Source organism: Phocaeicola fibrisolvens (assembly GCF_025567125.1).
GTDB lineage: Bacteria > Bacteroidota > Bacteroidia > Bacteroidales > Bacteroidaceae > Phocaeicola > Phocaeicola fibrisolvens.
Genome location: NZ_JAOQJI010000022.1, coordinates 33,858 through 56,289 on the forward strand (window position 1 = coordinate 33,858; position 22,432 = coordinate 56,289).

The window sequence follows — 22,432 nt, forward strand, 5'->3', positions numbered from 1 at the left end:
TATTCTCGTATTTAAAAGCTTGAGAGGACAGACAGAAGCTGTACTATGGAAAGGACCTTTTACAAGGTAGGGAGAATGAAAGGGTGTAAATGATGAGAAGCACAATCTATGGCAATCTGGGATATATTCACGAAAAACAAGACCTCGCGTTATGCCATTGTGGACGTAGAGGTAGGATTGAAAGACCATAAAATTCATGATATAGGGGCTCTTCGGCAGGACGGTGCCACTTTTCATAAGGCATCGAAGGAGGAGTTGCTTGATTTCCTGCGCGATACGGATTATCTCTGCGGACACAATATCATTCATCATGATGCGAAATATTTGTTTCCCGACAAGGCTTGTCGCTGGACACTGGTGGATACGTTGTATGTCTCGCCGCTGCTGTTTCCGGAGCGTCCTTACCACCGGCTGGTGAAGGACGACAAGCTGGTGTGCGACCAGATGAACAACCCGGTGAACGACTGCGAGAAGGCGCGCGACCTGCTCTTGGATGAGATGGCCCGGTGGAGTTCGTTGCCCGAAGAGAAACGGAAGGTGTTTGCCTCGTTGCTGAAGGGCAAGGAAGAGTTCGACGGGTTTCTTAGCCTGGTAAAAGCCGAAAAGGTGAGCTGGGGACTGGTGGGACTGATACGCCGCCTTTATGACGGGAAAATCTGTGCGCATGCCGATGTGGACATGCTGGTCCGGCAGTATCCTTGTGAGCTGGCTTATGCGCTGGCATTGATTGACACCACCGACCATCGTTCCGTGACGCCCGGATGGGTGCTTCGCAATTATCCGGAAGTGGAATATGTGATGAAGCTCCTGCGGCATACCCGTTGTGCGGAGGGATGTGCGTATTGCCGCAGCCAGCTGGATGTGCTGCGTGGCCTGAAACTGTTTTTCGGATATGACCAGTTCCGTACGTACGGGGGCGAACCGTTGCAGGAACGGGCGGCCCGGGCGGCGATAGAAGGGAGGTCCTTGCTGGCCATCTTTCCGACAGGGGGTGGAAAATCACTGACCTTCCAGTTGCCGGCGCTGATGGAGGCGCGGGCGGTGCACGGACTGACGGTGGTGATTTCGCCCTTGCAGTCGCTCATGAAAGACCAGGTGGACAACCTGGCCGACAGGGGGATTACGGATGCGGTGACCATCAACGGACTGCTGGACCCCATCACGAGGGCGCTTTCCATCCAGCGGGTGCAGGAAGGGGATGCTTCGCTGCTGTATATCGCTCCCGAGATGCTGCGCTCAAAGACCATCGAACGGATTCTGATGGTGCGGAATGTGGTGCGGTTTGTCATCGATGAGGCGCATTGTTTCTCTTCCTGGGGACAGGATTTCCGGGTGGATTACCTGTATATCGGCAAGTTCATTCAGGAGTACCAGCAAAAGAAGGGTTGCCGGACGCCGATACCGGTTTCCTGCTTCACGGCGACGGCCAAGCAGAAGGTGGTGCAGGATATCTGTGATTATTTCAAGCGGACGTTGAACCTGGACCTGGAGCTGTTTGCTTCTACGGCTTCGCGCACGAACCTGCGCTATTCGGTGATTCATGCCGAGACGGACGACGATAAGTATGCTAAACTGAGGGAGCTGGTGGCGGAATCCACGTGCCCGACCATTGTGTATGTGTCGCGTACCCGGCGCACCAAGGAGCTGGCTTCGAAGCTGACGCGCGACGGGTACAAGGCATTGCCTTTCAACGGGAAGATGGATTCGGACGAGAAGATTGCCAACCAGGATGCGTTCATGAGCGACCAGGTGCGCATCATCGTGGCGACGTCGGCCTTCGGAATGGGGGTGGACAAGAAGGACGTGGGACTGGTGGTGCATTATGATATTTCCGATTCGCTGGAGAATTATGTGCAGGAGGCAGGTCGGGCGGGACGTGACCCGCATCTCAATGCGCGGTGTTATGTGCTTTACAGTGACAACGACCTGGACAAGCATTTCATTCTGCTGAATCAGACGAAACTGAGCATCAGCGAAATCCAGCAGGTGTGGAAGGCGGTGAAGGACATGACGAGAAAGCGTATGCGGGTGTGCTGTTCGGCGCTGGAGATTGCCCGGAACGCCGGATGGGATGACTCGGTGTCGGACATCGAAACGCGGGTGCGGACGGCTTTGTCGGCACTGGAGCAGAGTGGTTACCTGGAGCGGGGGAACAATGTGCCGCATGTGTATGCCACCGGCATTACGGTGAAGAACATGGACGAGGCCCGGCAGCGCATCACGGCATCGGTCTTGTTTGGGCAGGATGAGATAGAGAAGGCGGTGAGAATCATTACTTCCCTGATTTCGCAGAAGTACATTGCCAAGGCGCAGGATTCGGGAGCGGAATCGCGGATTGATTACCTGGCCGACATTCTGGGGCTGACCAAGAAAGAGGTGGTGTCAGTGGTGGAACGGATGCGGCAGGAGGGTATCCTGGCCGACAGCAAGGATATATCGGCTTATCTGATGGATGCCGGTGATTCGGAACGGAGGGCCCGGATGTTTCTGGAGCGTTTTGCCAGGTTGGAACGGTATATCCTCAGCCACATTCCGGATGAGGCTCTGCGTATCTCGTGCAAGCAGCTGAATGACAATGCGGTGCATGAGGGCATCGACACATCGAAGGAGAAGGACATTCGGACGTTGCTTTATTTCCTGACCATCAAGGGGTATATCCGCAAGAAGGAAGATGCGGAACACCACATGGAGCTTAGCCGGCGGGCAGATATGGAATCGATTCTTCGGCGTGTGGAAAAGCGGATTGAGATTAGCCGGTTTGCCGTGGGATGGCTGTACAAGCTGGCAAAGGAGGGGGAAGTGCAGGATGCTGGGACCGAGAAGGCGGCCGTACAGTTCTCGGTGGTGGAGTTGCTGAACCAGTTGAAGACGGGTTCCCAGTCTCTTTTTCATCCGGGGGAAGAGTTGCAGCTGGAGGATGTGGAAGAGTCGCTTCTGTATCTGTCGAAAATCGGGGCACTCAAGTTGGAAGGGGGCTTCCTGGTGCTTTACAATGCCATGGACATCCGGCGTATCAAGGACAATAAGTCGCGCTACAAGCAGGATGACTACCGGATGCTGAACGAATTCTACAAGCAGAAAATCCAGCAGGTACACATCGTGGGGGAATATGCCAACCTGATGGTGAGGGATTATCAGGCGGCGTTGCAGTATGTGCAGGATTATTTCCAGATGGATTACAAGAAATTTATTGCCAAGTATTTCAAGGGGGAGCGGGTGAACGAGATTCAGCGCAACCTGACGCCGGAGAAATACAAGCAGTTGTTCGGCCAGCTGTCCAAGCGGCAGATGGAGATTATTTCGGACAAGGAGTCGCGCTGCATCGTGGTGGCGGCAGGGCCGGGAAGCGGGAAGACCCGGGTACTGGTGCACAAGCTGGCTTCGCTGTTGCTGCTGGAGGATGTGAAGCACGAGCAGTTGCTGATGCTGACTTTCTCCCGGGCGGCTGCCACGGAATTCAAGCAGCGGCTGATGGAACTGATTGGCAACGCGGCGCACTACGTGGAAATCAAGACTTTCCATGCTTATTGCTTTGACTTGCTGGGACTGATAGGCAACCTGGAGGAAGTGAAGAACGTGGTCGGGAAGGCGGCGGAAATGATTGAGCAGGGAGAGGTGGAGCCTAACCGCATCGGCAAGACGGTGCTGGTGATTGACGAGGCGCAGGACATGGGAGCCGAAGAACATGCGCTGGTGCGGGCGTTGATGCACCACAACGAGGAGATGCGGGTGATAGCGGTGGGCGATGACGACCAGAATATTTATGACTTCCGCGGATCGGATGCCGGGTACATGTTCCGGTTGATGCAGGAGCAGGGAAGCCGCTTTGTGGAGATGACCGAGAACTACCGGAGCAGCCGGCATGTGGTGGCTTTTGCCAATGAGTTTGTGAAGGGGATTGGCCGGAGGATGAAGACTTCGCCCATTGTTTCCATGCGGAAGGAAGACGGGTGGGTGACAGTGACCCGCCATTCGTCGGCTTGTATGTATCAGCCGTTGGTGGAGGAACTGTGTCGGAACCGGGGGGAAGGAACGACCTGTGTGCTGACCCAGACCAACGAGGAGGCGGTGATTGTGGTGGCGCTGTTGCGGAAACGGGGGGTGCGTAGCAAGCTGATTCAGTCGATGGAGGGTTTGCTGTTCTGGAACCTGGCCGAGATGCGGTATTTCCTGAAGTACATCACTAAGCGGGTCAGCACGCCGCTGATTCCGGATGACTTGTGGGAGGAGGCGAAGCGTGCCACTTTTGAGGCTTACGACGGAAGTTCGAGCCTGGCCTACGTGAAGCGTTGTGTGGAGGTGTTTGAGCAAATCAACCGGACGAAGTATGTGACGGATTTCAAGGAGTTCGTGTTTGAATCGTCGGTGGAGGACTTTTGCGACGTGTCGGGGGCGGATGTGGTGGTGTTGACCATTCACAAGGCCAAGGGCCGGGAGTTTGACGACGTGTACATGCTGGTTGCGGATGGCTACCTGAAGAATGACCATCTGCTTCGCCGCTATTATGTGGGCATCACCCGGGCCAAGAACCGGCTGTTCGTGCATACGAACGGGGATTTCTTTGCGGGTTTGAAAGCGGACGAGTATCGGGTGGACCCGCGGGAGTACGCGATGCCGGAAGAGATTGTGTTGCAGCTCTCGCACAAGGATGTGTTCCTGGATTTCTTCAAGTTCAAGGACCTCAAGCGGGTAGTGCTGTCGCTGAAAGGAGGAGACGCATTGGGTTACAGGGACGCTACCTTGTATGACGGGAAGCAGCGGCCCGTGGCCCGTTTGTCGCAGAGCATGCAGAAGAAACTGGCAGAATGGAAGGAGCGCGGGTACGAGGTGAAGTCGGCTTCGGTGCGGTTTGTGGTGGCCTGGAAACCGAAGGATGCACCGAAAGAGGAGGCGGAGACGGCTGTGCTGCTGCCCGACCTGGTGTTGTGCTTGTGATTTATTTTCGTTACCTTTGCTTCTATAACCCACAAAACCCCAAGAATTATGGACATACAAACAATACTATCCAACCTGAAGATTGACCAGTTGAACGCCATGCAGGAGGCCGCCATCGATGCCTGGAAAGACGGCAGCGACCTGATTCTGCTTTCGCCCACCGGCTCCGGGAAGACGCTGGCTTATCTGTTGCCGCTGGTGAGCTCGCTGAAGCAGGGAGTGGAAGGCGTGCAGGCCGTGGTGCTGGTGCCTTCGCGCGAACTGGCCCTGCAGATTGAGCAGGTGTTCAAGGCCATGGGAACCGGCTTCCCGGTGATGAGCTGCTACGGCGGACGTCCGGCCATGGAGGAACACCGCACCATGAAGGGCATCTCGCCGGCCGTGATTATCGGTACGCCGGGACGTATGAACGACCACCTGAACAAGGAGAATTTCGAGGCCGGCACGGTGCGTACGCTGGTCATCGACGAGTTTGACAAATGCCTGGAGTTCGGCTTCCAGGACGAGATGGCCGAGGTCATCGGCAAGTTGCCGTCGTTGCGCCGCCGCTTCCTGTTGTCGGCCACCGATGCGGAGGAGATTCCGCGCTTCACGGGGATGAACCGCACGCAGAAGCTGGACTTCCTGAATCCGGAGGAGACGGTATCGCAGCGCTTGAGGCTCTACCGGGTGACCTCGCCGGAGAAGGACAAGCTGGAGACGCTCTACAAGCTGCTGTGTACGTTGGGCAACGAATCGACGCTGGTGTTCTGCAACCACCGGGAGAGTGTGGACCGGGTAGGGAAGTACCTGCACTCCATGAAGGTGTATTGCGAGACGTTCCACGGCGGCATGGAGCAGGACGACCGCGAACGGGCGTTGTATAAGTTTCGCAACGGGAGCTGCCACATCTTCGTGTCGACCGACCTGGCGGCCCGGGGACTGGATATTCCGGACATCCGCAATGTGGTGCATTATCACTTGCCGGTGGCCGAGGACGGGTTCATCCATCGCAACGGACGTACGGCGCGCTGGGAGGCGGACGGAAATGCCTTCCTCATTCTGCATGCCGAAGAACGTATCCCCGACTATGTGCCGCAGCCGCTCGAGGAGTTCGCCTTGCCGGAAAAGACACCGCAGCCTGCCTTGCCGGAATTTGTCACCTTGTATATAGGGAAAGGCAAGAAAGACAAGATCAACAAGATTGACATCGTGGGTTTCCTCTCCAAAAAAGGCGGACTGGGCCGGGAGGACGTGGGTCGTGTAGACGTGAAAGATCACTATGCGTTTGCGGCTATTTCGCGGAAAAAGGCTAAACAAACGTTAAAACTCATACAAAATGAAAAGATTAAGGGGATAAAAACTTTGATAGAACTGGCAAAATAATAACTTTGTGTCACATCAGCCCTCCGGCGGTGAGGGCTGCTTCGCATTTTGCTATGTCGCGCGAGTGTCCTCCCTGCCATGGCTTTCCATTCTCGTGTCAATATGTTATCAAAAAGACCTTTACTTGCATAATTTGAAAGTTAAAATCCGATAAGCGTGTAAAATTATCACGAATTCTTTTGGAAGTCTCAAAATAATCACTAAATTCGCAAGTGTTAGCTAAAATGATTGTTTAACCAAAACAAACTTCCAATGAAGAAACATAATTTTAATGCGGGACCGTCTATTTTGCCTCGCGAAGTGATAGAAAAGACAGCTCAGGCTATTCTTGATTTTAATGGTTCAGGACTTTCGTTGATGGAAATCAGTCACCGCGCGAAAGACTTCCAGCCGGTGGTGGATGAAGCGGTTGCGCTGTTCAAGGAACTGCTGCATATTCCGGAAGGATACTCGGTACTGTTCCTGGGTGGAGGTGCAAGCTTGGAGTTCTGTATGGTTCCCTATAATTTCCTGGAAAAGAAAGCGGCTTACCTGAACACGGGTACATGGGCTAAGAAGGCCATGAAGGAAGCCAAGGCTTTCGGCGAGACGATTGAGGTGGCTTCTTCCGAAAAGGATGGCTACACGTATATCCCGAAGAATTACGAAGTGCCGGCCGATGCGGATTATTTCCATATCACGACGAACAATACAATCTATGGTACGGAACTGCATGCCGACCTGGATGTGAACGTGCCGATGGTGGCTGATATGTCGTCGGATATCTTCTCCCGTCCGGTGGATGTGTCCAAGTATATCTGTATCTACGGAGGTGCGCAGAAGAACCTGGCGCCTGCGGGTGTGACTTTCGTCATCGTGAAGAACGAGGCACTGGGCAAGGTGTCCCGTCATATCCCGACCATGCTGAACTATCAGACGCATGTGGACAAGGGTTCTATGTTCAACACGCCGCCGGTAGTGCCTATTTATGCGGCTCTCCAGACATTGCGCTGGCTGAAGGAACAGGGCGGTGTGGAAGAAATGCAGCGCCGTGCCAAACAGCGTGCCGACATGCTGTATGCGGAAATCGACCGCAACAAGCTGTTCCGGGGTACGGTGACGGTGAAGGAAGACCGTTCGTACATGAACATCTGTTTCGTCATGGCGGATGAATACAAGGAACTGGAGGCCGACTTCCTGAAGTTCGCTACCGAAAAAGGTATGGTGGGCATCAAGGGTCACCGTTCGGTAGGTGGTTTCCGTGCTTCTTGCTACAATGCCATGCCGGTAGAAAGTGTGCAGGCGCTTATCGACTGCATGCAGGAATTTGAGAAAATGCATTAATTGTTGTTATATCTGAGAATAAGGGCGTGGGAGATACAAAAACACGTCCTTGTTTTCTTTAAAATCGAATATTATGAAAGTATTGGTTGCGACAGAGAAACCGTTTGCCAAAGTGGCAGTAGACGGTATCCGGAAAGAGATAGAAGGTGCAGGCTATGAACTGGCTTTGCTGGAGAAATATACCGACAAACAGCAGTTGCTCGATGCGGTGAAGGATGCGAATGCGGTGATTATCCGCAGTGATATCATCGACAAGGAGGTGCTGGATGCGGCGAAGGAACTGAAAATCGTGGTGCGTGCCGGCGCGGGATACGACAATGTGGATCTGGAGGCGGCTACGGCGCACGGGGTTTGCGTGATGAATACCCCGGGTCAGAACTCGAATGCGGTGGCCGAACTGGCTTTCGGCATGATGGTGATGGCGGTGCGTAACTTCTACGACGGCAAGTCGGGCACGGAACTGAAGGGCAAGAAGCTGGGTATTCATGCGTATGGCAACGTGGGACGCAATGTGGCACGTATCGCCAAGGGATTCGGCATGGACATCTATGCATACGATGCCTACTGCCCGAAAGAGGCGATGGAGGCCGACGGCGTGAAACCGGTGGATTCAGCCGAAGAACTGTATGCCACCTGCAACGTGGTGTCTCTGCACATTCCGGCCACTGCCGAAACCAAGAACTCGATTAATTATGATTTGGTGAACCGGATGCCGAAAAACGGTCTGCTGGTGAATACAGCCCGCAAGGAGGTCATCAACGAGGCGGAACTGATCAAGCTGATGGAAGACCGTCCGGACCTGAAGTATGTGACCGACATCATGCCGGTGGCCAATGAAGAATTTGCGGCCAAATTCCCGGGACGTTATTTCTCTACGCCGAAGAAGATGGGTGCACAGACGGCAGAGGCGAATATCAATGCCGGCATCGCAGCGGCCCGTCAGATTGTGGGCTTCCTGAAGGATGGTTGTGAGAAATTCCGTGTAAATAAAAAATAACTCCTGTTTTACGCATAAATGAAACTGACGAGTGACGAACGGCATTTGCTGATTCCGTTGGGAATGGGCAGTTCCTTGCTGCTGGTGAATACGTTGTGCAGGTCGTTTCTGGATGACTTCTGGCAGGGTTTTCTGTGCGGTATGGCACTGGCATGTTTACTTTATGCGTTACGGACGTTGGTATTGTTTTTCAAACGAAATTTCAAGCATTATGGCAACAGTTAAACCATTTAAAGGACTTCGTCCGCCGAAGGAGCTGGTGGAGCAGGTGGCTTCCCGTCCTTACGACGTGTTGAACTCGGCTGAGGCCCGCGAAGAGGCGAAAGGCAACGAGAAATCATTGTATCACATCATCAAGCCGGAGATTGACTTCCCGGAAGGTACCGACGAGCACGACCCGCGGGTGTACGACAAGGCGGTGGAGAACTTCCGTATGTTCCAGGAAAAGGGCTGGCTGGTGCAGGACGACAAACCGTGTTATTATATTTATGCCCAGACCATGAACGGCAAGACGCAGTATGGTTTGGTGGTGGGGGCTTACGTGCCCGACTACATGAACGGAGTAATCAAGAAGCATGAGCTGACGCGACGCGACAAGGAAGAGGATCGCATGAAGCATGTACGGGTGAACAATGCGAACATCGAACCGGTGTTCTTCGCTTACCCGGAAAGCAAGGTGCTCGATGCGGTGGTGGCGAAATATACGGCGCAGAAGCCGGTGTATGATTTCGTGGCACCCGACGACGGCTTCGGCCATCAGTTCTGGGTGATTGACGGCGACAAGGACATCGCCACAATCACGGAGGCGTTCAAGGAGATGCCTTCGCTCTACATTGCCGACGGACATCACCGGAGTGCGGCAGCGGCGCTGGTGGGGGCTGAAAAGGCGGCCCAGAATCCGAACCACCGGGGCGACGAGGAATACAATTACTTCATGGCAGTGTGTTTCCCGGCCGAGCAGCTCACCATCATTGACTACAACCGGGTGGTGAAGGACTTGAACGGGCTGACGCCGCAGGAGTTCCTGGAGGCGCTGAAGAAGAACTTCGTGGTGGAGGAAAAGGGAACGGACATCTACAAGCCGGCGGCCCTGCATAACTTCTCATTATATCTGGATGGCAAGTGGTACAGTCTGACGGCCAAACCGGGCACGTACGACGACCACGACCCGATTGGGGTGCTCGACGTGACGATTTCCTCGAACCTGATTTTGGACGAGATTCTCGGCATTAAGGACTTGCGTTCGGACAAACGCATCGATTTCGTGGGCGGTATCCGCGGACTGGGTGAACTGAAGAAACGGGTGGACAGCGGCGAGATGAAGATGGCGCTGGCTCTCTATCCGGTGTCCATGAAGCAGCTGATGGACATTGCCGATACAGGCAACATCATGCCGCCGAAAACCACCTGGTTCGAACCGAAACTGCGTTCGGGATTGGTGATTCACAAATTGGAGTGAGATGCATAAGCTGGAGTGATAGATGCTCCTATAGAAAGAAATCAAGGGCTGTGGCCTCGTGAAAGAGGAACAGCCCTGATGATATATGTTATCATTTTTTCATCCTCTTGTTTTAGTCGTGTATTTCTTAGGGACGGCTGGAAACAAGAGGATTTTTTGTTGCCTTATTTCGGCAAGGTCACGGGGAACAGGTCGTTCGGACGGTGTTCGCGCAGGATGACCTGCTTCATCTGGTCCACGAGCTCCGGATGCTGGGCAGCCACGTCGTGGTCTTCGTGGATGTCGTCGGCCAGGTTATAGAGATGAGGCACGCCCTTCTTTACTACCATCTTCCAGTCGCCCATGCGGAGACCAATCTGGTCGGTTTCGTGGAACTCCCAGTAGAGGAAGTCGTGCGACTTCTGGATGGCGTCATTCCCCAGCAGGGTGGGGGCGAAGGAGATGCCGTCGAAACAGTCGCCTTCCAGTTTCTTGTTCAGGTATTTCTTCGGGAAACGCTTGTCGCCCACCAGTTCGCAGAACGTCGGCATAATGTCGTAGAAGGCCAGTTGATGGTCGTTCACGGTACCGGCTTTCACCTTGCCCGGCCAACGGACGATGAACGGGATGCGGATACCGCCTTCGTAGCACTGGCGTTTCAGGCCGCGCAGCTTGCCGTCGCGTCCGAAGAATGTCGGGTCGGCCCCGCCTTCTTCGTGAGGACCGTTGTCACTGCTGAAAATCACAATCGTATTCTCGTCGAGACCTTTTTCCTTCAGCTTGGCCAGGATTTCGCCCACGTAGGTATCCAGTCGGTTAATCATGCCGGCAAACTGGGCGTGAGTATGGTCGCTGGCATTGTAGCGGGAGCCGGCCTGTCCGCCCCAGGTCTTGTCTTCAAAGAATTTCTGCTTGTATTTCTTCAGGAGGGAGTCGTTGGGCTGGGCCAGTTCGGCGTGCGGAAGGGTATAGGTGAAGAAACCGTAGAAAGGCTGGGAAGCGTCCTGCTTGTCGAGCCATTCCAAGGCCTTGCGGTGAATGAGGTCGGCCGAGTATTGCGTACGCTTGAAGTAGTCATCGCCACTCATCGGATAGCGGATGTTGTCTTCTAGGATGATGCGGGTCACGGCCGTGTCGCCTGCAGCCCGGCTGTAACTGTTCAGGAAGTTCGGGTAGTAGAGGTGCGCCTGGAACTGGCACATGTAGCCGAAGTATTCGTCCACGCCGCGCTTGTCGGGAGTGGAGGTCGAGCCTTCGTAGCCGCCTGCCCATTTGCCGAACATGCCGGTGGTATAGCCGTTCTTCTTCATGATTTCCGGCAGGATGATGTGCTGCGGGTCGTAGGGTTCCTGTCCCGTCACGGCATATTCCTTGTTCTGTCCGTACCACACCTCGCCGCTCCAGTATTCCTTGTTGCCTCTCACGTGGCCGTGTCCACTGTGCTGGCCGGTCATCAGGCTGGCGCGCGACGGAGCACTCACGGGACTTCCGGCGTAGGCCTGGGTGAAACGCATGCCTTCGCGGGCCATCTGGTCGATGCAGGGAGTCTGGATGAAAGGTTGTCCGTAGCAGCCTAAATCGCCGTAGCCCATGTCGTCGCAAAGAATAAAGATAATGTTGGGTTTCTCGGAAGCGGGAGTGGCGGCTTGTGCATGAGGAGCAGCTAGGGCCGCCAGCCCCATGCAGTAAGTCAGTTTCTGTAATTTTTTCATGCCATTAGTTTCTTAAAGGGGTTAATGTTGTGGACAAAGATAGTGCTTTCGGGGCAAAGATGAGCGAAAAATCACTAAATTTGCGTCCTGAAAAAAGACAAAAGCCATGCAAGACGATACCTATAAGACCATTGGAGCGCGTGCCGAGGCCATTTATACCGAGAAGCGCAGCAAGTTTATCGCCATCGCGTTGCCGGTGCGCACCCTGACCGAAGTCAAGTCGCTCCTGGAGGAGTACCAGAAGAAATACTACGACGCGCGCCACGTGTGTTATGCTTACATGCTGGGGCCGGAACGGAAGGATTTCCGGGCGAACGACAACGGGGAGCCTTCGGGAACGGCGGGCAAGCCGATTCTGGGACAAATCAACTCGCACGAGCTGACCGACGTGCTGGTCATCGTGGTGCGCTATTTTGGGGGTATCAAGCTGGGCACGAGCGGACTGATTGTGGCGTACCGCACGGCGGCGGCCCTGGCGCTGGAGGAGGCTCCGGTGCTTGAGAAGACCGTCGACGAGGAGGTGGCCGTGGCGTTCGAATATCCTTTCATGAACGACATCATGCGCATCGTCAAGGAGGAATCGCCCGAGATTCTGGAACAGTCGTACGATATGGACTGCCTGATGCGGCTGCGCATCCGCAAGTCGATGATGGGTAAGCTCCGCGCGCGGTTGGAGAAGGTAGAGACGGCCCGTTTCGTGGATGAATAACAACCTGATGAGTCTGCACATCCGCCAATCGATGAGGAGGTAAGCTCCGTGCGCGGTGGAAGAAGGTAGAGACGGCCCGTTTCGTGGACGAGTGACAGCCTGCTGCGTCTGCGCATCCGCCAATCGATGAGGAGGAAGCTCCGCGCGCGGTTGGAGAAGGTAGAGACGGCCCGTTTCGTGGATGAATAACAACCTGCTGCGGCTTCGCATCCGTCAATCGAGGAGGAGGAAGCTCCGTGCGCGGCGGAAGGAAATGGAAACCGCCTATTTCGTGGATAAATAACGGGTAGATGGAATTGAAATCGGGATTTTTCTTCACTGAAAGTGCTGATTTTTTGCTGTTTCCTGCTGTTTTTTTAATAAATTTTATTACCTTTGTTCAAACCTTTTAATCTTTTCTTATGAAACATCTGGCTGGCCTTATTTTCTTTGTTTGTCTTCTTTTCGGATGCAGGGAGGAAGCAGATCGTGGCTTGGTACAGCCTGTGGAACAGTCGGTGGTGTCGGAAGAGGCAGCGCCGGACAGTGTGGAAGCGGTGCTCCCGTTTGAGCGCAAACCGTTGACGGGCGCCGACATCATTTTGGTCAAAGAACTGCTTTTCGACAAATATACCTTGAAGGATGAATATCCGTATCAGGACACGGTGCGCTCGTTCAAGTGGGACGTGATTCGCAAGTGTCTGGCCTTCATCGAGAACCTGCAATACGAGGCCGCCCGCTGGGCCGTTTTCCAGAACTACAAGAACCGGAACCAGGAAGCGCCGCTGGTGAAGAGCTATGTGCGTAACGTGTACCGCCGCATTGCCGATACGCTGGGCGTGGAGCGCTACCAGTCGGTGCCGCTTTACCTGCCGACCGATACGCTGGTGCCGGAACGCTACGGACGCGACGGGGCCTTGGTTTCCATGCGGGGCGAGAACGGAGGATTCTACCGGGTGTCGCCGGTGAGCATCGAGGGAGAATGGCTGGTGCCTCGCCGCTATGTCAAGTTGCTGGCCGACAGCACGGCGTTTCATCATGTGGTGGTGGTAGACCGGGGCGACCAGAACATCGCCACGCTGGAACGACTGGAAGAAGGTACCTGGGCCATCCGCAGCATGAATCCGGCCACTACGGGGATGCACCGTCCGCCGTATGCGCAGGAAACCCCTCTCGGCATGTTCGTATTGCAGGAGAAGAAGTTGCGCATGGTCTTCCTGAAAGACGGTTCCTCGGCCACCGGAGGCTATGCACCCTATGCAAGCCGTTTCACCAACGGGGCCTATATCCACGGCGTACCGGTCAACGTGCCGCGGACAGCCATGATTGAGTACAGCTGGTCGCTGGGCACCACACCCCGTTCGCACATGTGTGTGCGGAATGCCACCTCGCATGCCAAGTTCGTTTACGACTGGGCTCCGACGGAACGGGCACTGGTCATCGTAATTGAGTGATTTCTATAAAATTAACTCTCTTTCGGAATCGGAATGCCCGAAAAATCCGTACCTTTGCCGCCGAATATTCTTAGGTGGTCTATAATCATGCGAAATTCGAAATTGAAACTTATTTTCTCTGCACTTTTTCTGTCTTTCCCCTGCGCGTATTTCACGGCGGAAGGGGAGTGTGTTTCTCCTGAAAACCCGGCGGCTTCGGTGAAGGCAACCGACGAGGTGACGTCGCTCTACCACGCCATGCAGCTGGAAGGAGTGGTCAACTGGAAGGCGTTCAAGCTGGCAGTGACGGGCTACAACCGCATCAAGGGACGGAAACGTGAGGTGCTGACCCTGATTGATTTCTCGAAACCTTCCACGGAAAAACGGCTCTACGTGTTCGACATGAAGCATCGTCGGATGCTCTATTCGTCGGTCGTTTCGCACGGGAAGAACAGCGGAGGGAATTACGCCACTTCATTCTCCAATGAATACGGTTCCTATAAAAGTTCGCTGGGTTTCTACCTGACGGCCTCTACCTATCAGGGGAAGAACGGCTATTCGCTGGTGCTCGACGGACTGGAGAAAGGCATCAACGACCGGGCTCGTGAGCGGGCCATCGTGGTGCATGGAGCAGCCTATGCCGACCCGTCTGTCGCCAAGCGTGGCGGACGCCTGGGACGCAGTTTCGGCTGTCCGGCCCTTCCTACCTCCGTGGCACGTCCCATTATTGATACGATAAAAGGGGGCAGCGTCATGTATATCTATGCCGAAACCCCCTCTTACCTGGCCCAGAGTTCGATTCTGAGCGACTCGGATGTCAATGTTATCGTAAATCAATGATTTCCGCTTTCGGATACTTCTGTTTGTTGAAGCGGAACGTCGCATCGGGCAGGTTCACTCCCGTGCGGTAGGAAGAAATCTGAAACTCCTGTTTCTCGCCGTTCTGCAGCTGGATGGCAATGTAGACGGGCGAACCGTTTTCCTTTACATTCAGCGTGATGCTTTTCACATCCTGTGAAGCCTTGGGCGTGAGGATGATTTCCTGTCCCCGTTTGCCTTGGCGGGTCTTTTCACCCACATAGCGGTAGTTGAAGCTTTTCTTGTAGGTCGTCACCAGGGCATACGGATTGACGCTCTGCAATTCCTCCGGGGTAGGGGTGGACACGTTCACCTCTTCGTTCTGCTCCACGTAGCTCCATTGCGTCTTGCCGTCGAACCACGTCTGGATACCCCCGCTCTCCAGGTAAAACTTGTTGCCTTTCAGCAGCAGGTTGCCGCTTTGCGTACCTCCGAAGCTCAGGCTGATACCGCCCGCCTTCTGGTAACTCTCTGCCATCTTGTTCAAGATGCTTTCCGCTTTTGCGTCCTGCTGTGCTGCGGCCCGGCACAGGGCGATACCCATCAGCAGGATGACCAGAAAAATCTTTTTCATATCCAATCAGTTTACTAAGTTGTACGGATAAGGGCAGCCCGTCAGTCTTTCAGGCTGCTCATTCTCATTTGTAAGTCGTTTTCGTCCATGCAGAGCACGTCGCGCGCCTTGCTGCCGTTGGCCGGTCCCACGATACCCGCTTTCTCCAGCTGGTCCATGATGCGTCCGGCGCGGTTGTAACCGATGGAGAACTTACGCTGAATCAGCGAGGTGGAACCCTGCTGGTGGTAGATGACCAGGCGGGCTGCTTCTTCGAAGAGCGGGTCGAGACGGTTCATGTCCACATCGGCCGCACTGCCACTCGCTTCGGCATTCTCGTCCACGTATTCCGGCAGCATGAAGGCCGTCGGATACCCCTGCTGCTTGCCGATGAAGGCCGCGATGCGTTCCACTTCCGGCGTGTCGACAAAGGCACACTGCACACGCACCGGATCGTTGCCTTGCAGGTAGAGCATATCTCCCTTACCAATCAATTGCTGGGCACCCGGACGGTCGAGGATGGTACGTGAGTCCATCATGGAAGCCACACGGAAGGCCACACGTGCCGGGAAGTTCGCCTTGATGGTACCCGTGATGATGTTCGTGGTCGGACGCTGGGTGGCGATGATGGCATGGATACCCACCGCACGGGCCAGCTGGGCGATACGGCAGATAGGCAGTTCCACTTCCTTGCCGGCGGTCATGATCAAGTCACCGAACTCATCAATGATGATGACGATGTAGGGCAGGAAGCGATGTCCGTTCTCCGGATTCAGTTGGCGGTTGATGAATTTCGCATTGTATTCCTTGATGTTACGGCAGCCCGCACTCTGCAGGAGCTTGTAACGGTTGTCCATTTCCACACACAGCGAGTTCAGCGTCTGCACCACCTTCGTCACGTCGGTGATGATGGCGTCGCCGCCGTCGGGCAGCTTGGCCAGGAAGTGACGCTCAATCGGCGCATAGATGGCAAATTCCACCTTCTTCGGGTCGATGATGACGAACTTCAGTTCGCTCGGGTGCTTCTTGTAGAGCAGGGAAGTCACGATGGCATTCAGACCGACCGACTTACCTTGACCCGTGGCACCGGCCACCAGCATGTGGGGCGCTTTGGCCAAATCCACCATGAACACCTCGTTGGTGATGGTCTTACCCAGGGCCACCGGCAGGTCGTAGGTGGTTTCCTGGAACTTCTTGCTGGCCAGGATGGAACTCATCGGCACGATGTGCGGGTTGGCGTTCGGCACCTCGATACCGATGGTACCCTTGCCCGGAATCGGGGCGATGATACGGATACCCAGTGCTGAAAGGCTCAGGGCGATGTCGTCTTCCAGGTTGCGGATTTTCGAGATGCGCACCCCTTCGGCCGGCGTGATTTCATATAAGGTGATGGTCGGACCCACACTCGCCTTGATGGAACTGATTTCGATGCCGAAGCTGCGCAGCACCTTGATGATGCGGTTCTTGTTGGCATTCTGTTCCTCCATGTCGATGTCCGGCTCCTCGTTCTGGTACGTGTTCAGCAAGTCGAGGGTAGGGAAGTGGTAGAACTCCAGGTCCAGCCGCGGGTTGTACGGTTGGGTGAGGTCGCCCTTGTAGGCCTGGTCTTCTTCCTTGGTGTCGTTGCTCACCTCAAACGCCGGTTCCTCTTCAGGCTGTGCTTCCTTCCGGACCGGCTCCACCTCAAAAGGGTGGTCTTCGTCTTTTTCTTCCGGTTCAATGGGCAGGTCGATGGTCTTCGGCTGTTCGTCGGCCTCCTTCGGCATTTCCGGCTGAGCTTCCGGCTGGCTTTCCGGAGCCTTCACCGCATCCTCCGCTTTCTTGTCCGCTTCTGGTGCCTTGTCCTTCCGTTTGCGGTGCGTCCAGCTCTTCCAGAAACTTTCTTTCTTTTCTTCCTTCTCTTCTTCCGGCTCGGTCACTGGGACACTGACGACTTCCTCTTTCACGGGCTCCTGGCGAACCTTCGTTTCCACCTGCGGAGTGTCGGCAGCCGCGCCGTCCTCACGCTTCATCGTGGGATGCAGGGCCTTTCTCACCACTCCCATGGTCCGGCTGGTCAGTGCCACGGCGAAGCATACGGCCACCACCAGCAGCAACAGTATCAGTCCCGGTGCCCCGATTTGCGAACAAATCCAGCGGCTGATGTTGTATCCGTGCAGTCCCCCCGGATAAATAAAGGAGTCTTCAAACATACCTTCAAAGGCGAATCCCAGCGTGACGGAAAGCCAGATCATCACCGTGGCACACCCCACGAACCAGTAACGGATGCGGAACTGGTAGGCTTTCATCAGCTTCATGCCGGCCACCACCAGGAAAACGATGATGCAGTAAGCCGGTATGCCGAAGCAGTCGTTGATAAGGAACTGTGCCAGCTGGGCTCCCCGCGCTCCTGCGTAGTTCTGAATCCGGTTGCCGGTCTCCAGCAGTTCCGACGGGTTGGGATGCGTCAGGATGCTCTGGTCGTTTCCTCCGGTGAAAAAGAAGGAACTGAAGGCCAGCAGCATGTACACTCCGAAGATGACACACAGCAGTCCGATAACGAATGAAGTAGTCTCACTTTTCAACAGGGTCCATGTTTTTCCGGCCATGGATGCCGCCTTTGCGCTCTTGCTTGTATCTGTTTTTTTTGTTTGCATGACGATTGAAATTAGCTAAACATTCATGCAAATGTACGAATAAAACTAGAACTGAGAAATTTTTTTTATACCTTTGCGCTTCAATTAGCGTGATTATGGAAGAAAACAATTCACAAGTGATATTCGATAAAAATGCGGTCGAGTTTGTGACCGTGGCCGCCGAATTTTGCGGTTTTATGGAACGGGTTTCCGACATGAAGCGCCGTGATTTTGTCGACAAATCCCTGAAACTCTTACCTCTTTTATACCTGAAGGCTTCGCTGCTTCCCGCCTGTGAGCGGATGGAAGAATCCGACCCCGAGACCTTTGTCACCGAGACCGACTATGAGGTGGTGCGGAGTTCGGTCGCCTCTCTTCTGGGCGAATACGACGATTTCCTCGAAGTCTTCCTCGACGACATGGCCTACAGCGATACGCCCATCCATCAGAATATTTCCGAATGCCTGGCCGACATTTACCAGCCCCTCAAGGATTTCATCTGCGTGTTCCAGCTCGGACTGGAGCAGACCATGAACGACTCGCTGGCCATCTGCCGCGAACTGTTTGCCGAGTTCTGGGGACAGCGCCTGGTGAACGTGATGCGGGCTCTCCACGACGTGAAATACCGTCAGCTGGCACACGGCGAGGAAACGGAAGAAGAATCATCTCCCCTTTATGAAGACAACTGCACCGAAGAAGAATTATACAAAGGCCTGGACATGGGCGACGACGATGAATAACCCTCAAATGCGAATCGAATGGTAGAAATACAGAGCAAGATAGACAAGAAAATGGTTGCCGAACTGCCCAAAGTTTCTTTTCCCGGCCGCATTTTTATAATTTATACCGAGGCGGATGCCCGCAAGGCCATCGACTACCTCAACACGCATGTACTGGTGGGCATCGATACCGAAACCCGTCCGTCGTTCCGGAAGGGGACCGTCAACAAGGTGGCCCTGCTGCAGGTCTCCACTTACGACACCTGCTTCCTCTTTCGCCTGAACCACCTGGGCCTGCCCGACTTCCTCGAAGACTTTCTGCAGAACGACGTGCTGAAAATCGGCCTCTCGCTGAAGGACGATTTCGCCATGCTGCGCCGTCGCAACCGCAAGGACCCGCGCACCGGCAACTGGGTGGAACTGCAGGACTATGTCACGGCTTTCGGACTCGAGGAAAAGAGCTTGCAGAAGATTTACGCCCTCCTTTTCCACGAAAAGATTTCCAAGAGCCAGCGCCTGTCCAACTGGGAGGCCGACACCCTGACCGAGGCACAGCAGCTCTATGCCGCCACCGACGCCTGGGCCTGCGTCCGCATCTATGAATACCTGGAAGAGCTTCGCAGCACCGGCAAATACCGCGTGATACGTCCCGAAGCCCCCGAAAACATTCTCGACGATTAACAACTTAAACCATACAAATGAGCTACAAGAAAGTATTTCTCAAACCCGGGAAGGAAGAATCGCTCAAGCGTTTTCACCCCTGGGTCTTTTCCGGTGCCATTGCCCGCGTGGAAGGAGAGCCGGAAGAAGGTGAGGTGGTCGATGTCTATACCTCGAAGAAAGAGTTCATTGCCTGCGGACATTTCCAGATAGGCAGCATCGCCGTGCGTGTGCTGTCGTTCCGCCAGGAACCCATCGACCATGACTACTGGGTGCGCCGTCTGCAGGTGGCCAAGGACCTCCGCTGTGCCCTGGGCCTGATTGGCAATCCCCGCAACAACACGTACCGTCTGGTGCATGGGGAAGGCGATAACCTCCCCGGACTCATCATCGACGTGTACGACCATACCGCCGTCATGCAGGCACACTCTGCCGGCATGCACCTCGACCGCATGGCCGTGGCCGATGCCCTCGAAGAGGTGATGGGCGATGTCATCCAGCACATTTATTACAAGTCGGAAACCACCCTGCCTTTCAAGGCCGATTTGCTGGCTACCGAAAACGGCTTCCTCAAGGGAGGCAGCCCGGAGAACGTGGCCATGGAAAACGGGCTGAAGTTCCATGTCGACTGGCTCAAGGGGCAGAAGACCGGCTTCTTCGTCGACCAGCGTGAGAACCGTGCCCTGCTCGAACGCTATGCCAAGGGCCGCAACGTGCTCAACATGTTCTGCTACACCGGCGGCTTCTCGTTCTATGCTATGCGCGGTGGGGCCAATCTGGTGCACTCCGTGGACAGCTCCGCCAAGGCCATCGACCTGACCAACGAGAACGTGGCCCTCAACTTCCCCGGCGACACCCGTCACCAGGCCTTTGCCGAAGATGCCTTCAAGTTCCTCGACCGCATGGGCGACCAGTACGACCTGATTATCCTCGACCCGCCGGCCTTTGCCAAGCACCGCGACGCACTCCGCAATGCCTTGCGCGGCTACACCAAGCTCAACGCCAAGGCCTTCGAGAAAATCCGTCCGGGCGGCATTCTCTTTACCTTCTCCTGCTCACAGGTAGTCAGCAAGCAGGACTTCCGCAATGCCGTGTTCACCGCCGCCGCCCAGAGCGGAGGCAGCGTGCGCATCCTTCACCAGCTCACGCAGCCCGGCGACCATCCGGTCAACATCTACCATCCCGAAGGCGAATACCTCAAGGGACTGGTGCTCTACGTGGAATAACCCTCGTCTGGAACCGACATAAAAAAAGCTGTTTCCCGTGCGGACCCTCCGCCAGTGAAACAGCTTTTTCTGTATCCGGACCCCTGTCAGCCGAACAGCTTGCCCAGCAGTCCCTGTTTTTTCTTTTTCTTCTCCATGCGTCTTTCTTCCACTTCGCCCAGCTTCTCGTTCAAGGCTTCCTCCACCAGGTCGGCCAGCTTGATGCGGTTGTGGATAATCCGGTAGATACTTCCCCAGTCGAAAAGTCCGCCCAGGTTACGGTCGTCGATGAACACATCCGCCTTCAGCTTCCGCGAAAAGTGCTCGTGTCCCGACTTCTCCTCCGGATAATTCGTATTTACGGCATAAAACTCCAGTCCCCGCTGGCGGCAGAACTCCACCGCCTCTTCCAGTAGTTTGTCTTCTCTCACCGACCACAGAATCAGGCGGTGTCCCTCCCTTTGCAGCATCTTCAGTGTCTCGATGGCAAACGGAATTTCCTTGCCGATTTCCGGGTAGCGGTGTTCCACAATCGTCCCGTCAAAGTCCACAGCTATGATCATATTTGTTTCAGTTTAAGAAATGTACCTAAATATTCCGCTGCAAAAGTAGAAAAAGAAATGCAGAAATCCGTTGTGGATTCCTGCATTTTTCTTTCTCATATTCTGTTATGATACTTCTTCTGTTACTTTACCATCCGGATAATGGCCGCACGGCTCAGTCGCGGATTTTCGTGGAACATCGTGTCCACGCCGCCCTTGTGCTCCAGAATCAGCTGGTCCTTGTTCACTCCGTATTTGTCCACCAGCGTGTTGTACACGGCTTCCGCTCTCAGCTGGCTCAGTCGCTCGTTGAAGGCCTGGCTGCCCGTCTGCTTGTCGGCATAGCCCGTAATCACGAAGCGGTTTTCCGGATATTTCTTGATCAGGTGGGCATACGCCTCCAGGTTTACGGCCTCTTTCTGGCTCAGGTACGCCTTGTTGATGTCGAAGAAAGCCGTATATTCCATGGCATCCTGCAGCTTGTGGTCGGGGGTCATCACCGGTGTGGCCGGCTGCGACTGCCGTTTCTCTTCCTCCAGTGTGTTCACGCGGTCTCTCAGGCTCGCATTCTCTTCGTGCATCTGGCGAAGCTGGCTCTGTACGGCCTGCATTTCGGCTGCCGAGATGCCCGTGCCCTTGTTCCATCCTCTGGCCTTGAAGCGGTAGGTGGCACCCACCATCAGGGCTACCGAGCCTTCCATGTTCTTTCCTCCGCGGATGCCGTCCAGCACGTCGTTGTTCACCGTGCCTCGTGCTTCCAGGTTCAGGTCCCATGCGGAGTTCAGGCGGAAGCGGTTGATGAAGCCCACGGTACCGCTCAGCTCGTTGTCCTTGTGTTGGATGCCGCGCAGGTAACCGATTCCCACGTACGGGATGGCGTTGTACACCCGGTCCTCACGGTATCCGCAAATCAGGTTGGTCAGGTTCAGCATCACGTCGGTGTGCAGGTGAAGCATGCCCCATTTCGTGCGATACAGGTCTCTGTCCACGTGCTTGTAGGCAAAACCGCCGTCCTTGAGCGAGTAGCCCTTGGCCTGGTAGCCACCGAATCCCACACGCAGACTGATGCCCGGTGTGAACCATTTGCCTACGTTCACCTCAAAGGTCGGGGTAATCAGCTTGCCTGCCTTTCCCTTGCTGAAGTAGTCGCCCATGTACAGTTGCGCGCCTGCGTTGACCCCTGCAAACCAGTTGTCTCCGAACAGGTTGGTCTGTACCGTGTATTTTTCTGTTTTTTCTGCTTTCTCCTTGTTCACTGTCGTGTCTTGCGCGAACAAATGCATTCCTGTCATCAGTGCGATGCCCAGCATGCAAATTGATTTCATATTCATATCCTCAATAGTTTAGTAAAATTCGTTTCTGTTTTATCTATTGCGTCCCCTTCGGGAG

The 22,432-nt window shown here is 54.9% G+C and carries 17 protein-coding genes; 12 read left to right on the forward strand and 5 right to left on the reverse strand.

Annotated elements, in window-relative coordinates; genetic code table 11:
* Positions 1 to 108: 108 nt before the first annotated feature.
* From OCV81_RS10365 to OCV81_RS10390, 6 genes are all read left to right on the forward strand, one after another.
* Positions 109 to 4,935, forward strand: coding sequence for a RecQ family ATP-dependent DNA helicase (locus tag OCV81_RS10365; RefSeq protein ID WP_148329945.1), 4,827 nt, complete (start codon positions 109 to 111; stop codon positions 4,933 to 4,935).
* Positions 4,936 to 4,983: 48 nt separating this feature from the next.
* Positions 4,984 to 6,300: a DEAD/DEAH box helicase gene (locus OCV81_RS10370; RefSeq protein ID WP_148329946.1), complete on the forward strand. Its 1,317-nt coding sequence runs from the start codon at positions 4,984 to 4,986 to the stop codon at positions 6,298 to 6,300.
* A gap of 252 nt (positions 6,301 to 6,552) precedes the next feature.
* Positions 6,553 to 7,623, forward strand: coding sequence for a 3-phosphoserine/phosphohydroxythreonine transaminase (gene serC, locus OCV81_RS10375; protein WP_148329947.1), 1,071 nt, complete (start codon positions 6,553 to 6,555; stop codon positions 7,621 to 7,623).
* A gap of 73 nt (positions 7,624 to 7,696) precedes the next feature.
* Positions 7,697 to 8,620 carry an NAD(P)-dependent oxidoreductase gene (locus OCV81_RS10380; protein ID WP_148329948.1) on the forward strand — a complete coding sequence of 308 codons (924 nt, stop codon included), beginning with the start codon at positions 7,697 to 7,699 and terminating at the stop codon, positions 8,618 to 8,620.
* 18 nt (positions 8,621 to 8,638) lie between these two features.
* Complete coding sequence (locus tag OCV81_RS10385; RefSeq protein WP_148329949.1) at positions 8,639 to 8,845, forward strand: hypothetical protein; 207 nt, start codon at positions 8,639 to 8,641, stop codon at positions 8,843 to 8,845.
* The gene (locus OCV81_RS10390) at positions 8,832 to 10,079 is read left to right on the forward strand and encodes a DUF1015 domain-containing protein (RefSeq protein ID WP_148329950.1); all 1,248 of its coding nucleotides are present in this window, start codon (positions 8,832 to 8,834) and stop codon (positions 10,077 to 10,079) included. The genes OCV81_RS10385 and OCV81_RS10390 overlap by 14 nt, the downstream gene beginning before the upstream one ends.
* Before the next feature lie 164 nt (positions 10,080 to 10,243).
* Here OCV81_RS10390 and OCV81_RS10395 read toward each other — a convergent pair whose 3' ends face one another.
* Positions 10,244 to 11,740, reverse strand: a complete 1,497-nt coding sequence (locus tag OCV81_RS10395) for an arylsulfatase (protein WP_262640322.1) — start codon at positions 11,738 to 11,740, stop codon at positions 10,244 to 10,246.
* Between the two features lie 136 nt (positions 11,741 to 11,876).
* On the opposite strand from OCV81_RS10395, the gene OCV81_RS10400 reads away from it, so the two are divergent.
* From OCV81_RS10400 to OCV81_RS10415, 3 genes are all read left to right on the forward strand, one after another.
* The gene (locus tag OCV81_RS10400; RefSeq protein ID WP_072542364.1) at positions 11,877 to 12,479 is read left to right on the forward strand and encodes an IMPACT family protein; all 603 of its coding nucleotides are present in this window, start codon (positions 11,877 to 11,879) and stop codon (positions 12,477 to 12,479) included.
* A 401-nt stretch (positions 12,480 to 12,880) separates the two neighbouring features.
* A complete protein-coding gene (locus tag OCV81_RS10410) occupies positions 12,881 to 13,912 on the forward strand; it encodes a L,D-transpeptidase (protein ID WP_148329952.1) in 1,032 nt (343 codons plus the stop codon).
* Between the two features lie 87 nt (positions 13,913 to 13,999).
* Positions 14,000 to 14,731, forward strand: a complete 732-nt coding sequence (locus OCV81_RS10415; protein ID WP_148329953.1) for a murein L,D-transpeptidase catalytic domain family protein — start codon at positions 14,000 to 14,002, stop codon at positions 14,729 to 14,731.
* Here the strand turns inward: OCV81_RS10415 and OCV81_RS10420 are convergent.
* Both OCV81_RS10420 and OCV81_RS10425 read right to left on the reverse strand, forming a co-directional pair.
* On the reverse strand, positions 14,715 to 15,323 hold the full coding sequence (locus tag OCV81_RS10420; protein WP_022353200.1) for a LolA family protein: 609 nt from the start codon (positions 15,321 to 15,323) through the stop codon (positions 14,715 to 14,717). The two genes, OCV81_RS10415 and OCV81_RS10420, sit on opposite strands and share 17 nt — an antisense overlap.
* Before the next feature lie 41 nt (positions 15,324 to 15,364).
* Entirely contained in the window at positions 15,365 to 17,938 is a 2,574-nt protein-coding gene (locus OCV81_RS10425; protein ID WP_148329954.1) for an FtsK/SpoIIIE family DNA translocase, read from the reverse strand.
* A gap of 95 nt (positions 17,939 to 18,033) precedes the next feature.
* Here OCV81_RS10425 and OCV81_RS10430 point away from each other — a divergent pair, with 95 nt between their 5' ends.
* Genes OCV81_RS10430 through OCV81_RS10440 form a run of 3 tightly spaced genes read left to right on the forward strand, consistent with a single transcriptional unit; the run spans position 18,034 to position 20,522 of the window.
* Positions 18,034 to 18,657, forward strand: coding sequence for a DUF5063 domain-containing protein (locus tag OCV81_RS10430; RefSeq protein ID WP_148329955.1), 624 nt, complete (start codon positions 18,034 to 18,036; stop codon positions 18,655 to 18,657).
* 18 nt (positions 18,658 to 18,675) lie between these two features.
* A complete protein-coding gene (locus OCV81_RS10435; RefSeq protein WP_148329956.1) occupies positions 18,676 to 19,317 on the forward strand; it encodes a 3'-5' exonuclease in 642 nt (213 codons plus the stop codon).
* A 17-nt stretch (positions 19,318 to 19,334) separates the two neighbouring features.
* A complete protein-coding gene (locus tag OCV81_RS10440) occupies positions 19,335 to 20,522 on the forward strand; it encodes a class I SAM-dependent rRNA methyltransferase (protein ID WP_148329957.1) in 1,188 nt (395 codons plus the stop codon).
* Positions 20,523 to 20,608: 86 nt separating this feature from the next.
* Here OCV81_RS10440 and OCV81_RS10445 read toward each other — a convergent pair whose 3' ends face one another.
* Complete coding sequence (locus OCV81_RS10445) at positions 20,609 to 21,064, reverse strand: BT0820 family HAD-type phosphatase (RefSeq protein WP_022353195.1); 456 nt, start codon at positions 21,062 to 21,064, stop codon at positions 20,609 to 20,611.
* A gap of 122 nt (positions 21,065 to 21,186) precedes the next feature.
* Entirely contained in the window at positions 21,187 to 22,374 is a 1,188-nt protein-coding gene (locus OCV81_RS10450) for an OmpA family protein (protein ID WP_148329958.1), read from the reverse strand.
* Positions 22,375 to 22,432: the final 58 nt, after the last annotated feature.

Excerpts from the sequence above, each read along its gene's own strand:
- OCV81_RS10365 (WP_148329945.1), top strand. The coding sequence starts at position 109 with ATGGCAATCTGGGATATATTCACGAAAAACAAGACCTCGCGTTATGCC.
- OCV81_RS10370 (WP_148329946.1), top strand. The coding sequence starts at position 4,984 with ATGGACATACAAACAATACTATCCAACCTGAAGATTGACCAGTTGAAC.
- serC (WP_148329947.1), top strand. The coding sequence starts at position 6,553 with ATGAAGAAACATAATTTTAATGCGGGACCGTCTATTTTGCCTCGCGAA.
- OCV81_RS10380 (WP_148329948.1), top strand. The coding sequence starts at position 7,697 with ATGAAAGTATTGGTTGCGACAGAGAAACCGTTTGCCAAAGTGGCAGTA.
- OCV81_RS10385 (WP_148329949.1), top strand. The coding sequence starts at position 8,639 with ATGAAACTGACGAGTGACGAACGGCATTTGCTGATTCCGTTGGGAATG.
- OCV81_RS10390 (WP_148329950.1), top strand. The coding sequence starts at position 8,832 with ATGGCAACAGTTAAACCATTTAAAGGACTTCGTCCGCCGAAGGAGCTG.
- OCV81_RS10395 (WP_262640322.1), bottom strand. The coding sequence starts at position 11,740 with ATGGGGCTGGCGGCCCTAGCTGCTCCTCATGCACAAGCCGCCACTCCC.
- OCV81_RS10400 (WP_072542364.1), top strand. The coding sequence starts at position 11,877 with ATGCAAGACGATACCTATAAGACCATTGGAGCGCGTGCCGAGGCCATT.
- OCV81_RS10410 (WP_148329952.1), top strand. The coding sequence starts at position 12,881 with ATGAAACATCTGGCTGGCCTTATTTTCTTTGTTTGTCTTCTTTTCGGA.
- OCV81_RS10415 (WP_148329953.1), top strand. The coding sequence starts at position 14,000 with ATGCGAAATTCGAAATTGAAACTTATTTTCTCTGCACTTTTTCTGTCT.
- OCV81_RS10420 (WP_022353200.1), bottom strand. The coding sequence starts at position 15,323 with ATGAAAAAGATTTTTCTGGTCATCCTGCTGATGGGTATCGCCCTGTGC.
- OCV81_RS10425 (WP_148329954.1), bottom strand. The coding sequence starts at position 17,938 with ATGCAAACAAAAAAAACAGATACAAGCAAGAGCGCAAAGGCGGCATCC.
- OCV81_RS10430 (WP_148329955.1), top strand. The coding sequence starts at position 18,034 with ATGGAAGAAAACAATTCACAAGTGATATTCGATAAAAATGCGGTCGAG.
- OCV81_RS10435 (WP_148329956.1), top strand. The coding sequence starts at position 18,676 with ATGGTAGAAATACAGAGCAAGATAGACAAGAAAATGGTTGCCGAACTG.
- OCV81_RS10440 (WP_148329957.1), top strand. The coding sequence starts at position 19,335 with ATGAGCTACAAGAAAGTATTTCTCAAACCCGGGAAGGAAGAATCGCTC.
- OCV81_RS10445 (WP_022353195.1), bottom strand. The coding sequence starts at position 21,064 with ATGATCATAGCTGTGGACTTTGACGGGACGATTGTGGAACACCGCTAC.
- OCV81_RS10450 (WP_148329958.1), bottom strand. The coding sequence starts at position 22,374 with ATGAATATGAAATCAATTTGCATGCTGGGCATCGCACTGATGACAGGA.